Consider the following 12,728-nt stretch of genomic DNA (forward strand, 5'->3'; position numbering starts at 1 on the left):
TCCCAGGGAGACAAGGACTGCTCGTGAAACGTAAGACACTGGTGATCGCCGCAGTGGCTGCCGCGCTCGTCACACCGGGAGTGGCGCAGGCCGTCCCCGGCTCGGGAAGCACGGGAAGTATGGGTGCCGGGTGGGGTAGTTCCGGCAGCGGAGACAACGGTGGCGACACCGACGGTGGTGACACGGACAACGGCGCCGCGCCGGCGACCCCGACGGTGAGCGTCCCCGGTGGCCGCTACGAGGGCCCTGTCGACCTGACGTTCGACGTCGACCGCGGCGCGACGGCCCGCTACACGCTCGACGGCAGCACCCCCACCGCGGACAGCCCCGCCTTCGATCCGCGGCATCCGGTCCGGATCGACCGCGACACCAACGTCACCGTGGCCGCCTTCCGGGGCGACAAGCAGAGCGCGCCGATCTCGTTCGGCTACCTGGTCAGGACGGCCGAGAAGCCGCTCGCGCAGCTCGTCGTCATGTCCGACGTCCACATCGGCGGATACGAGTCGAACATCCGCAAGTACGAGAGCTTCTTCGACACGATCGGTTCGATCTTCCCGAAGCCGGACGCGATCATGTCCAACGGCGACATGATCAACGACAACGGGGACGGTAAGGGGCCCGACCACGAGATCGTCGCGCAGATCTTCCAGGAACAGTTGGCGCGCAAGGGCATGACCGACACCCAGGTGCTCATGTCGTTCGGCAACCACGACGCGAAGCTCGACGACGTCCGTGCCGGATACCCGCAGGAGTGGTTTCCGGATTCCGGGGGCGGATACTACGAGTCCGAGGTCGGTGGCGTGCACGTGTTCACCGTCAACACCGAGACGTACAACGGCGACACCGCGCAGCGGGACTGGCTGACGGGCCGGCTCGCCGAGCTGACCGCCGCGAACGTGACCACCCCGATCCTGGTACAGGGCCACCGCCCGACGACAGGGACCACGATGGACGGGCAGCAGGCGTCGAATCCGCGGCTGGCCGAGGACCTCGAGGCGTTCCCGCAGGCGATCTTCTTCTCCGGGCACTCGCACCTGAACAACTTCGACGACCGTGCGATCCACCAGAAGGACTTCACGTCCGTCAACGACGGCTCGATGTCGTACATCGAGTTCGACAAGGGCTATCAGATGATCACCGAGACCGGTCTGGCGAACCGGTTCGAGGCGCCCACCGCGCAGGCCCTGTTCGTCGAGGTGTACGCCGACCGCGCCGAGATCGGCCGGGTCAACATGGCCGCCGACCGGCACGACATCTACACCGGCGGGCAGTGGTCGGCGAGCTGGCAGCCGCCGTACTCGAGCGCAGGTACGCTGAGCGGGCCGAGCTGGACGGTGGCCCTCGATGGCGCCACGCCGCAGGAGATCAAGGACAACTTCCGGTACACGGCCGCGGCCCGGAACACCGTTGCTCCCGAATTTCCTTCTGCAACACCGCTGTCGACAGTTGTCGGGCCGGACGGGGCGCTCTCGCTGCGGATCGCGCAGGCCCGTGACGACCAGATGGTGTACCACTACCGCGTCGAGATCGCCGACAAGGCCACGGGCGCGAAGGTGGTCTCGTCGAAGGTGCTCTCGGACTTCGCGTTCGTGCCGCGACCCAACTACCTCGACGTCCCGATGCCTGCGGCGGCGGCCGGTGAGTACGAAGCGACGGTCGTCGCCGTCGACGCGTACGGCAACGCATCACCCGAGGTGACGCTGACGTTCACGCGCTGATAGCACGGACGGTGTCCTGGCGCAAGGGTCGCGCGGCGGATTTCCGCCGCGCGACCTCCGGCCTCCGGGCGGACGTCTCGAGGACCGATTCCGCGAAGACTCGAACACGACCGACCGTCGTCGAATCGTGCGAGGAACATCGTGAACATCCAGTCCCGACCCCGACTGCCCCGGACCCGTCTGTCACGGCGCACCTTCCTGCTCGGGCTGGCCGCCACCCCGCTCGCGCTGTCCGCGGGGTGTGCCACGAGGCAGCCGGACACGGTGCCGGTCGCGGTGTCCGACACGACGGGGCGGCGTCCGCTGCCGATCCCGCCGCTCGCCGAGTCGGTCGTCGACGCGTCCGGTGTCCGGCACTTCGCACTCACCGCGGCTGCCGGAACCACCGAGATCATCGCCGGAAAATCCACGCCGACATGGGGGTACAGCGGATCGGTGTTGGGGCCGACGATCCGGGCCCGGCGCGGCGAGACCGTCGCTTTCACGATCGACAACGCACTCCCGGAAACCACCACGGTGCACTGGCACGGCGTCCACGTCCCGGCCCGTTTCGACGGCGGCCCGCACCAGAGCATCGCGCCGGGCGGGCGGTGGGAGCCGTCGTGGACGGTGAACCAGCCGGCCGCCACCCTCTGGTACCACCCGCACCCGCACGGCTCCACCGAGAAACACGCGTACCGCGGCCTGGCCGGGATGTTCCTCGTCGACGACGACGAAACCGACGCGTCGACCCTGCCGCGCGTGTACGGCGTCGACGACATCCCGCTCGTCGTCCAGGATCGCCGCTTCACCGTCGACGGCAGCCTCGACGAATCCGATCCCACCGATGTGGGCCTGCTCGGCGACACGATCGTCACCAACGGCATCGCCGACGCATACCTGAGCGTGCGCACCGAACTGGTGCGGCTGCGGATCCTCAACGGCTCCGGTGGCCGCATGTACAACCTCGGGTTCGGCGGCGGTGAGGAATTCACGATGATCGGCAGCGACGGCGGCCTGCTCGCGGAACCGGTCCGCGCGACCCGGATCGCACTCAGCCCCGGGGAGCGGACAGAGATCGTCGTCGCGGTACGTCCCGGGACGCCGATGATGTTGCGGGCCTTCCCGTTCGACGATCGGGCCGGTGTCGCCCGCGACGAGGCCGCACAGTACGGTCTCACCGATTCCTTCGACGTGCTCGAGCTGCGGCCCGCCGCCGACCTGGAGCGGTCCGCGGCCCTACCCGCGGTCCTCGCGGCGCTGCCGCGGCCGGATGCGTCGGATGTCGTCGCCCGGCGCCGGTTCGACCTGCAGTGGTTCATGATCAACGGCGAGCGGATGGACATGAACCGCATCGACTTCACGCCCACGGTGGACACCACCGAGGTGTGGACGGTCCGCAACGCCGACAACTGGCCGCACAACTTCCACGTCCACGACACCCAGTTCCGGATCCTCGACATCGACGGCACCCCGCCGCCGCCGGTGCTGGCCGGCTGGAAGGACACCGTCTACGTCGCACCCGGCTCCGAGGTCCGGCTGGTGCTGCGGTTCACCGAGTACACCGATCCGACGTACCCGTACATGTTCCACTGCCACCTGATGCTGCACGAGGACCAGGGCATGATGGGCCAGTTCCTGGTGCTCGCGCCGGGGCAGGAACCGGCGCCCGTGACGATGGACATGGACATGGACATGGACACGGGCATGGGTGCGTCGCGGCCGGGAGCCGGTGGTCACGGCGGTCACTGACCGCCGCGTCGGACGGCGTACACCGCCAGCCGGACCCGGTTGTCGCAGCCGGTCTTGTCCATGAGGTTCGCGACGTGCGACTTGACCGTCGACACCCCGAGGTGGAGGCGGTCGGCGATCTCCTGATTGCCCAGGCCTTCGCCGACGAGGCCCAGGACGTCGGTCTCGCGGGGCGTCAGCTCCGTTGCCGCCGAGAGCTGTTCGGGAGGGGGTGTCGTTCCGGTCTCGGCGGCCCGGGCGACGAGACGGCGCAGGACATCGGGGGAGAACGGCAGGTCGCCGGCTGCCACCCGCCGGACGGCGTCCACCAGGTCGGCCGGCGCGGTGTCCTTGACGAGGAAGCCGTCGGCGCCGGCAGCGAGGGCCGGGAACAGGTGTTCGTCGTCGTCGAACGTGGTGAGTACCAGTACTTTCGGTGCCGGGCTGTGGCCCGTGATCCGGCGGGTCGCCTCGATGCCGTCCAGGCCGGGCATCCGCAGATCCATCAGGATCACGTCGGGGGACAGTTCGGCGGCGAGCCGGATCGCGTCGACCCCACTGCCGCCCTCGCCGACCACCTCGATGTCGCCGGTGGACTCGCACAGCATCCGCAGCCCGGCCCGGATCAGCCGCTGGTCGTCGACGACGATCACGCGGATCATCGCTCCCCCTCGGTTCCGGTCTCGGCGGGCAGCCAGGCGTCGACCCGCCAGTTCTCGTCGTCCACGTCGACGTCGAGGGTGCCGCCGGCGAGCGACACCCGTTCCGTCATCCCGATCAGACCGTGCCCCACCGTGTTCCGCTCGGCTCCCGTGCGGCGTCGATTGGTGACCCGCACCGCGATCCCGCCGTCGCGGCGCGTGACCGACAGGGTCACCGGGGCCGACGGATCGGCATGCCGCATCGTGTTGGTCAGCGACTCCTGCACCACCCGCAGCAGCGTGAGCCGGCCGATCGCGTCGAGCCCGGCGAGAGCGGGGTCGACGTCGGCGTCCACGGTCAGTCCGGCCGCGCGGGCGCGGGTGACGGCGGACGCGATCTCGTCCGGCACTGCGTCCGCCTCGACGAGTGCCACCTCGCCCAGCGCGGGATCGCGCAGCGCCACCAGAAGATGCCGGATGTCCGACAGTGCGCCCGACGCGGTGGCGTGGACGTCCCCCAGCACGCTCCGCACCTGCGGGTCCGCTTCCGCAACGACGTGCTGCGCGACGCCGATCCGCAGCACGATCGACGCCATGTGGTGTGCCACCAGGTCGTGCAGTTCCCGGGCGAGGGCGCTGCGCTCGTCGGCGCGGACCCGGGCGGCCTCACCGGCCCGGCGCTCCTCGGCCTCGGCGGCGCGGGCCGCGTAGGTGGCGGCGAGATCGCGTTGCGCCCGGAGATAGAGGCCGAGCAGCAGGGGCAGTCCGACGACTGCGAGTGTCTCGACGGCGGTGGCCGGCCGCCAGAACGTCGAGTACGTCTCGGACGCGAGTCCGAGCAGTACCGCACCCGTCCAGCACGCCGTCGCCACGATCACCGACACCGGTCGTCGGGTCCGCATGGCCACCTCGCCCGTCCCGACCGCGCCGAGATAGGGGACCAGGCCGGCCAGTCCCCACGCGTGTTCGGTGAACATCACGGCGGCGAGTGCCGACAGGACGAGCGAGACGGGTAACGGACGGCGGCCCCCGAGCAGGAAGACGGCCGCGGCCGTCAGCGCGGCCGCCCAGTACCAGGCCGGTACCCGGTATTCGCCGGGGAACGTGCCGGCGAGCAGCAGCAGTGGTACCAGGAGCAGGGGGAGTCCCCGCGCCCACGACAGGAGGTCGCGACGGCGGATCGACTGGGGCATGAGGCAACGGTAGTCGGAACATGCCGTCACCAGCACAGCTGTACCATCCGGACGGTAAAGTTCGGGTGGTGAACAAATGGCTCCTGCTGACCGCGGCGATCGGGCTCGAGGTGACGGCGACCCTGTCGCTGCGGGCGGCGCTCGACCATTCCGGGTGGTACGCGGTCGTGGTGGTCGGCTATCTCGGGGCGTTCGCGGCACTGTCGCTGACCCTGCGGGCCGGGATGGGGATCGGTGTCGCCTACGGCATCTGGGGTGCGAGCGGTGTCGCTCTCACCGCGGTCCTCGCGACCGTGCTGTTCGGGGATCCGCTCACCGCACTCATGGGGGTGGGTATCGCCCTCGTCATCGCGGGTGTCCTGTGCGTCGAACTCGGATCTCCTGCCCCGCACAGAGATCCGGCAAATGAGGGAAACGCGACATGATGTGGCTGCTGCTGGTGGGTGCGATCCTCGCCGAGGTCGCCGGCACCCTCGCGCTCCGCACCGCCGTGCACACCCGTCGCACCGCGTGGTACGCCGTCACGGCCGTCGGATACGTCACCGCCTTCACGTTCCTCGCGCTCGCCCTCGACCGGGGCATGGCGATCGGTGTCGCCTACGGAATCTGGTCGGCCGCCGGCGTCGCACTCATCGCGCTCGCCTCACGCGTGCTGTTCCGGGAACCGCTCACCCGGGTCATGATGCTCGGCATCGGGCTCATCATCGCCGGCGTGCTGTGCATCGAACTCGGTGCCGTCCACTGAGCGGTGAAGAGTGGCGAACTCGGCCGGAACCGCTGACCGGATCGGGTCGGTCTGCACGGTACGGTGACGTCATGCCCATCGCGACCGTCAACGGAATTCCACTGAACTACCAGGTCAAGGGCGAGGGCGACCTCGTCGTACTGATCATGGGAACGGGAAGCCCCGGCCGCGTGTGGGACCTGCACCAGGTTCCGGCGCTGGTCGCGGCGGGATACCGGGTGTGCACGTTCGACAACCGCGGTATCGCGCCGTCCGGGGAGAGCGTCGACGGCATCACGATCGAGGCGATGGTGGCCGACACGGCGGGCCTGATCGAACTGCTCGGCGGCCCCGCGCACGTCGTGGGCACGTCGATGGGGGCGCGGGTCGCGCAGGAGCTGACCCTCGCCCGCCCCGACCTGGTCCGCAAGGCCGTCTTCCTGGCCGGGCACGCCCGCATGGACCAGTTCCAGCGCACCCTCAACGAGGGCGAGCGGGCCCTCGAGGAGTCCGGGGTGACACTGCCGTCGAAGTACCGGGCCGCGGTCACCGCCGTGATGAACCTGTCGCCGGCCACTCTCGCCGACCAGCACGCGGCCCGTGACTGGCTCGACGTGTTCGAGTTCTCCACCGGCAAGGCGTCCGCCGGGGTACGCGCGCAGCTGGCGATGGACCGCAACTTCGACCGGGCCCACGCCTACCGGGCCATCACCCGGCCGTGCCTGTCCGTCGGATTCGCCGACGACCGGATGATCCCCGCCTACCTGTCCCGGGAGGTGTCCGACGCGATCCCGGGGGCGATCTACCAGGAGATCCCCGACACCGGCCACTACGGCTACCTCGAACGGCCCGAGGCCGTGAACAAGGTCGTGCTGGACTTCCTCGCCGGCTGACGAGACGCATGCGTAGCCCCAGGGACGATCGAGACCACGTGCCGGTCACGCGCGTGCCCGACGAGTCGGTCGTGGCCCTGCCGGTGACCGCGGCGCAGGCCGCGGTGCTCACCTCGGGCCGGGTGGCAGCAGCCGCCGCGACCCGGATCCTCGTCGTCGAGATCGACGGTGCGGCCGACCCCGATCGATTGGCCGACGCGGTCCGGCGGACCGTGCTGCGCGCCGAGGCCCTGCACGTGCGGCTGAGGTCCGGTGCCGACGGCACATGGCGTCAGGTCCCGGTGTCCCGGGAGTCGATGGCGACGTGGCGGCCCGCCGTCGTGGACGTCCGCGGCACCGACGACCCGGAGGCGTCCGCGCAACGCTGGATGGACGTCGACCGGGCCGTCGCCGTCGACGTCACCGGACGCGAACCACTGTTCACGCACGCCGTCCTGCGCGTCGCCGACGACCGGACCCTCTGGTACCAGCGCTACCACGAGGCGATCGTCGACGACGCGGGTGTCGCGCTGATCGTCGAGGACGTCGCGGCCCGCTACGGGGACCCGAATCTTGCGTCACCGTCGAAGGACTGGTCACTGGCGGCCCTCGTCGACGCCGACCGCGAGTATCGGGCGTCGTCGCGGTTCGCCGCCGACCGCGGCTTCTGGCTGACCGAGATCGCGGCAGCCCCGGAGTCGCCGCGGATCTGCCGGACGGCGGTGGACCCGGTTGCGCCACCGGAGACGACGACGGTGGAGATCGAGTCGGCCATCGCGGCCGCGCTCGCCGAATTCGCGGCCGCGGTGGGGATCCGCCGGGCGCGGGTTCCGATGGCACTGCTGGTGGCGTACCTGCACCACTGCACCGGGCGGCGGGACGTCACGGTGTCGGTGCCCGTCTCCGCTCGGGTCGGTGGCGCGATGCACCGCACCCCGGGGACGGTGGCGACGGTCCTGCCGGTGACCTTCCGGGTGGACCCCGACACGACCGTCGGCGACCTCGCGCACGCGATCGACGCCCGGCTCACGGAAGTGTTGCGTCACGGGCGTTTCCCCGTCGGCGCCCTCGTGCAGGAGATGGCCGCCCCCGGACGGCGCGTGTTCGGCCCGAGTATCGGTTCGATGACGATGCACCGTCCCCTCGTGTTCGGAGAACACCGCGCCCGCATCCGGGACGTGTTCACCGGGCCCGTCGACGATCTTGCGTTCACCGTCCTCGGCGGCGCGGACGGCGAACCGATCCGCATCGACCTGCGTGCCCCGGCCGGTCGGCGCCGCGACCTGCTACGGCACCAGGACCGGCTGGTGGCCTTCGTGTCCCGGTTCCTGGGGGATCCGGTGTCCACGATCGGTTCGCTCGAACTTCCTTCGGGGGAGCCGGAACTGGTGGGAACCGACGACGACACCGCGGCGTTGGCGCCCGCCCAACGGTTGCACTGGCTGCGGCACCGCGCCGCCGGTGCGTCCGCTCGGGCGGACCACGCGATCGTGTTGCGCCTGCGGGATCCGATCGACGTCGACGCGTTGGCCCGGGCCCTGGACGACGTCGTCGACCGGCACGCGCCGTTGCGTACCGTGTTCATCCCCGACGGTGGCGACGCGATCGCGTCGCCCGGGGCGCGGCCCGCTGTCGACGTGATCGAGGTCGGCGGTGAGGATCTCGACCGGCGGGCCTACGAGCTGGCGCAGCTGCGGATCGACGTGACCATGGAGGCGCCGCTGCGGGTCCACGTGGTGCGCGACGACGCCCGCCGTCAGGCCCTGCTGCTGACGATGCACCACCTGGCCGTGGACGAGGGATCGGTGGCGCCGCTGATCGGTGACCTGCTGACCGCGTACGCGGCCCGGGTGGACGGTGTCGCGCCGCGGTGGGAGCCGCTCGACGTGCAGTACGCGGACTACGCGCGCTGGCAGTCCGCGCGGCTCGGTGATTCGGGGGAGCCGTCCGGTCGGTATGCGAGCCAGCTGGCCTTCTGGCGGAAACGCTTGGCGGGCATGCCCACTCGGCTGCACCTGCCGGCCTCGGCGGGAGTGCGGGAACCACGGCGCCGAATGGTGCCGATCGAGATCGACGCCGAGGTACACGAGGGCGCCCTGCGGTTCGCGCACCGCACCGGAACCGACCTGCCCACGATCCTGCAGGCCGCGCTGGTGACCTTGCTGTCCCGGCACGGTGCCGGCAGCGACATCCCGATCGGTGTGTTCGCGGACGGACGTGGTCCGGGGGAGGTCGCAGACGTCCTGACCCCGATGGTCGGGTGTTTCGCGAACGTCGTGATCGTGCGGACGGACATTGCCGGGCATCCCGATTTCGAGGAGATCCTGGACCGGGTGCGGGTGAGCACCCTCGAGGCGTTCGAGCATGGGGACATCGGGTTCGCGGACGTCGCCGCCGAACTGCCCGGGCGGGGCTCCGAACGCCGCTTCCCGCAGGTCGTCCTGGTGCGGCACGACGCGCTGCCCGTCGACGAGTTCGCGGTTCCGGTCGAGAGCATCGCCTCGGTCCCGGTCGGGTTGCCGTCCGCGGAGTTGACGTTCGGGTACTTCGACCCGGCCGGTCCGGGACCGATCCGGGGCTACTTCGAGTTCTCCACGGGGACTCTCGACCGGGAATCCGTCGTGGGCTGGGCGCGCGGGCTGCCGGCGCTGTTGACCTCGGTGGTCCGGAGAAGTGGGGTGCCGTCCGACGCCCGACTATGACGGGCGACACTTGCGCACTGGCCGTCGTAGCCCACCCATATAAGGATAGCCTTTGCTATCTTTCGCGGTGAAGGTTGCCGGAGATCCGGTCTCCGGCCGGGGCGAGGAGGACGGATATGAGTGATGACTGACCGCCGACCAACCGGGGGCGCGGACATCGTCGACGTGGTCGGCATCGGATTCGGCCCGTCGAATCTCGCGCTCGCGATCGCGATCGAGGAACACAACACGACGTGCGCGCCGGGCGATGCGATCACCGCCCGATTCTTCGAGAAGCAGCGGGAATTCGGCTGGCATCGCGGCATGCTGCTCGACGGTGCGACGATGCAGATCGCGTTTCCCAAGGATCTCGTCACGTTCCGCAATCCCCGCAGCGCCTACACGTTCTTCTCCTACCTGCACGACCGCGGCCGACTCGTCGACTTCGTGAACCATCAGACGTTCTTCCCGACGCGTGTCGAGTTCCAGGACTACCTCGCGTGGGCCGCGGAGCGGGTGACCGCCGACGTCCGGTACGGCACCGAGGTCACCGCCGTCGAGGCCGTCGGCGACGGCGACCTGTTCGAGTCGACCCTCTCGGACGGGACGACCGTCCGCACCCGGAACGTCGTGGTCGGTGCAGGACTGCGAGAACGGTTGCCGGAGTGGGCGACTCCGTCGCCGCGGTGCTTCCACAACCACCAGTTCCTCTTCCGGATCGCGGAGATGCCGGAGCCGGTGCACGGGCGGTTCGTGGTGCTCGGTGCCGGGCAGAGCGCCGCCGAGGTGGTGCAGTACCTGCACCGGCACTTCCCGGACAGCGAGGTGCACAGCGTGTTCTCCCGATTCGGATTCAGCCCGGCCGACGACAGCCCGTACGCGAACCGGATCTTCGACCCGGACACGGTGGACGAACTGCACGCGGCCCCGGCCGCCGAGCGGGCGCGGCTCCTCGACCTGCACCGGGCCACCAACTACTCGGTGGTGGACATCGACCTGATCAACGAGCTGTACGCCACCGAATACCAGGAACGGGTGCGGGGCGGGCGGCGGCTGTTCATGCGACGCTCCTCCGAGATCGACGAGGTGCGCGAGACCGCCGACGGGATCGAGGTGGTGATCCGCAACACGCTCGACGGGCTCGACGACACCCTGATGTGCGACGCCCTGATCCTGGCGACCGGGTTCGAGGCGACCCCCCTCGAATCGCTGTTCGGGGAGTTGCCGGCCGGTATCGGGGCCGGGCGTGTCGTGGGCCGCGACTACCGGCTCGACACCGGCGTGTCGGGTCTCGCGGGCGTGTATCTGCAGGGCGGAACCGAACATACCCACGGTTTGACGGCGTCGTTGCTCTCGAATGTCGGAGTACGAGCAGAAGAGATTCTCAATTCGATTCTTGCTCATCGAGATATCGGCGGCCGCCTTGCTAGGCTGAGCGAAGACAACCCGTACGCGACAAGCGAGGTTAGATGAGCACCAACCCGTTCGACGACGAAGACGGCCGCTTCTACGTGCTGGTCAACGACGAGGACCAGCACTCGCTGTGGCCGACGTTCTCCGAGGTCCCACAGGGCTGGAAGATCGTTTTCGGTGAGGATTCGCGTCAGGCGTGCGTCGACTACGTGGAGAAGAACTGGACCGACATGCGTCCCAAGAGCCTGCGTGAGGCCATGGAGCAGGACCAGAAGAACGCCGGCCAGTAGTTCCCCGCCGGCGCTACCGGGTGTGTTCGTCCCTGGCAGCGGGCAGGGGATTGTTGAGCAACATGCTGCGCCGTCCGAATCTCGGGCGGCGCAGCGTCGTGTTCCGGCGCACCGCACCGCTCCGACGCAGCCGCGGCGGACGCCGCAGGGTTCGGGCGCCCCACTCGCCGAGCGTGACACCGGCCGCCAGCGCGCATCCGATACCGAACGCCGCCAGCAGCGCGGTCAGCCCGAGCAGCACCTCGTTGTTGAGGAGCGCGTACAGGCCGCGGTACAGCGACAGACCGGGCAGTAGCGGGGTGATACCGGCGACCGCGACCACCAGCGGCGGCGTCAGTGCACGACGAGCCATCAGGCCACCCGCGAAACCGACGACGGTGGCCGCGATGGCCGACGAGATCACCGGCCCCACCCCCACGGCCTGGGCCAGCACGAAGAACAACAGACCGGCCGCGCCGCCGAGCCCGGCAGCCGTGAGTGCCCGACGTTCCGCGTAGCAGGCCATCGCATAGAACATCGACGCCAGTGCGCCCGCGATCACCTTCGCCGGCAGCTGCGTGATGTCCGAGGGTGCGGCATTGCTGATCACCGGCAGATTCGCTCCGAGCGCCCCCGCGAGACGCAGCGATATCGCGACACCGGCGATGATGCCGCCGGTCATCATGACCACCTCGAAGAAGCGGGCCGACGCCGTGATCGGGGCGCCGGTGATCGCGTCCTGCACCGAACCGACCAGCGACAGACCCGACAGCAGCACGACGACCCCCGCCGCGATGATCAGCGACGGCCGGATCACCACTCCCAGCTGGTCCTGGACGGTGTACAGCGCGATGGCGGGGGCCGCGGCGATCAGGCCCCCGACGAACTGCTGGAAGAAGTACGGCAGACCGAGCCGGTTGAGGACCCGGTTGACACGGTCGATCACGACGGTCGTGAGGAACGCGATCGCCATGATCAGCGGGCCACCGCCGAGCAGCACCGCGACCGCCGCGGCCAGACCCGCCCAGCCCAGCGTCGCGACCCACCGGCTGTACGGGTGCGGTGCCGACACGATCGCGTCGAGCGCTGCATGTGCCTGCCCCGGCGTGATCGCCTCGAGCCGGATCCGACGCGTCAGCCGGTCGGCGGCCGCGAGCCGGGTGAAGTCCATCGACCGGTAGTGCACGATCCGCATCGTGCTCGCCGGCGGAATCAGGGGGCCGCGATGCGCGGACAGGACGATCGAGTTGTAGGTGACGTCGACGTCGCACTGCGCCAGGCCGTACGTCGCCGCCACGAACCGCACCTGCGTCGCGGTGTCCATCGCCGACGTCCCCGACGCCAGCAGCAGGTCCCCGATCCGCACCGCCAGATCCAGTACCTCCGCTACCCGCGCATCGTCGGTGAGGTCGATCGGCTGTAGCGGCGTCGGCGCCGCCGTGACCGCGTCCGCGGTCGCTCGGCGGTCCTTGACCAGACTGCCGAGTGACGCCGCGAACCGGCGCAT

11 protein-coding genes are annotated in these 12,728 nt (G+C 70.0%); 8 read left to right on the forward strand and 3 right to left on the reverse strand.

Annotated features, from left to right (window positions below; translation table 11 throughout):
* Nucleotides 1-23 precede the first annotated feature (23 nt).
* Together Q5696_RS03635 and Q5696_RS03640 are read left to right on the forward strand one after the other, a co-directional pair.
* Nucleotides 24-1,718: a metallophosphoesterase gene (locus Q5696_RS03635; protein WP_305093870.1), complete on the forward strand. Its 1,695-nt coding sequence runs from the start codon at nucleotides 24-26 to the stop codon at nucleotides 1,716-1,718.
* A 141-nt stretch (nucleotides 1,719-1,859) separates the two neighbouring features.
* Nucleotides 1,860-3,449 (forward strand): multicopper oxidase family protein, encoded by a 1,590-nt coding sequence (locus Q5696_RS03640; protein WP_305093871.1) that lies wholly within the window; start codon nucleotides 1,860-1,862, stop codon nucleotides 3,447-3,449.
* Here the strand turns inward: Q5696_RS03640 and Q5696_RS03645 are convergent.
* Both Q5696_RS03645 and Q5696_RS03650 read right to left on the reverse strand, forming a co-directional pair.
* The gene (locus tag Q5696_RS03645) at nucleotides 3,443-4,090 is read right to left on the reverse strand and encodes a response regulator transcription factor (RefSeq protein WP_305093872.1); all 648 of its coding nucleotides are present in this window, start codon (nucleotides 4,088-4,090) and stop codon (nucleotides 3,443-3,445) included. The genes Q5696_RS03640 and Q5696_RS03645 overlap by 7 nt on opposite strands.
* Nucleotides 4,087-5,262: a sensor histidine kinase gene (locus Q5696_RS03650; protein ID WP_305093873.1), complete on the reverse strand. Its 1,176-nt coding sequence runs from the start codon at nucleotides 5,260-5,262 to the stop codon at nucleotides 4,087-4,089. Before Q5696_RS03650 ends, Q5696_RS03645 begins: the two co-directional genes overlap by 4 nt.
* 68 nt (nucleotides 5,263-5,330) lie before the next feature.
* On the opposite strand from Q5696_RS03650, the gene Q5696_RS03655 reads away from it, so the two are divergent.
* The 6 genes from Q5696_RS03655 (at nucleotide 5,331) to Q5696_RS03680 (ending at nucleotide 11,242) form a co-directional block, all read left to right on the forward strand.
* Nucleotides 5,331-5,687, forward strand: a complete 357-nt coding sequence (locus Q5696_RS03655; RefSeq protein ID WP_305093874.1) for a DMT family transporter — start codon at nucleotides 5,331-5,333, stop codon at nucleotides 5,685-5,687.
* Entirely contained in the window at nucleotides 5,684-6,007 is a 324-nt protein-coding gene (locus Q5696_RS03660) for a DMT family transporter (RefSeq protein WP_305093875.1), read from the forward strand. The genes Q5696_RS03655 and Q5696_RS03660 overlap by 4 nt, the downstream gene beginning before the upstream one ends.
* A gap of 71 nt (nucleotides 6,008-6,078) precedes the next feature.
* Nucleotides 6,079-6,879: an alpha/beta fold hydrolase gene (locus Q5696_RS03665; RefSeq protein ID WP_305093876.1), complete on the forward strand. Its 801-nt coding sequence runs from the start codon at nucleotides 6,079-6,081 to the stop codon at nucleotides 6,877-6,879.
* Nucleotides 6,880-6,917: 38 nt separating this feature from the next.
* Nucleotides 6,918-9,560 carry a condensation domain-containing protein gene (locus Q5696_RS03670; protein ID WP_305093877.1) on the forward strand — a complete coding sequence of 881 codons (2,643 nt, stop codon included), beginning with the start codon at nucleotides 6,918-6,920 and terminating at the stop codon, nucleotides 9,558-9,560.
* A 123-nt stretch (nucleotides 9,561-9,683) separates the two neighbouring features.
* Entirely contained in the window at nucleotides 9,684-11,012 is a 1,329-nt protein-coding gene (locus Q5696_RS03675) for a lysine N(6)-hydroxylase/L-ornithine N(5)-oxygenase family protein (protein ID WP_305093878.1), read from the forward strand.
* On the forward strand, nucleotides 11,009-11,242 hold the full coding sequence (locus Q5696_RS03680; protein WP_305093879.1) for an MbtH family protein: 234 nt from the start codon (nucleotides 11,009-11,011) through the stop codon (nucleotides 11,240-11,242). Before Q5696_RS03675 ends, Q5696_RS03680 begins: the two co-directional genes overlap by 4 nt.
* A 13-nt stretch (nucleotides 11,243-11,255) precedes the next feature.
* On the opposite strand, the gene Q5696_RS03685 is transcribed toward Q5696_RS03680, so the two are convergent.
* Complete coding sequence (locus Q5696_RS03685; RefSeq protein ID WP_305093880.1) at nucleotides 11,256-12,728, reverse strand: threonine/serine exporter family protein; 1,473 nt, start codon at nucleotides 12,726-12,728, stop codon at nucleotides 11,256-11,258.

It is taken from the genome of Prescottella sp. R16, assembly GCF_030656875.1.
Taxonomy (GTDB): Bacteria; Actinomycetota; Actinomycetes; order Mycobacteriales; family Mycobacteriaceae; genus Prescottella.

Coding starts and splice junctions, on each gene's coding strand:
- Q5696_RS03645 (WP_305093872.1), bottom strand. CDS start 4,090: ATGATCCGCGTGATCGTCGTCGACGACCAGCGGCTGATCCGGGCCGGG.
- Q5696_RS03650 (WP_305093873.1), bottom strand. CDS start 5,262: ATGCCCCAGTCGATCCGCCGTCGCGACCTCCTGTCGTGGGCGCGGGGA.
- Q5696_RS03660 (WP_305093875.1), top strand. CDS start 5,684: ATGATGTGGCTGCTGCTGGTGGGTGCGATCCTCGCCGAGGTCGCCGGC.
- Q5696_RS03665 (WP_305093876.1), top strand. CDS start 6,079: ATGCCCATCGCGACCGTCAACGGAATTCCACTGAACTACCAGGTCAAG.
- Q5696_RS03675 (WP_305093878.1), top strand. CDS start 9,684: ATGACTGACCGCCGACCAACCGGGGGCGCGGACATCGTCGACGTGGTC.
- Q5696_RS03680 (WP_305093879.1), top strand. CDS start 11,009: ATGAGCACCAACCCGTTCGACGACGAAGACGGCCGCTTCTACGTGCTG.
- Q5696_RS03685 (WP_305093880.1), bottom strand. CDS start 12,728: ATGCGCCGGTTCGCGGCGTCACTCGGCAGTCTGGTCAAGGACCGCCGA.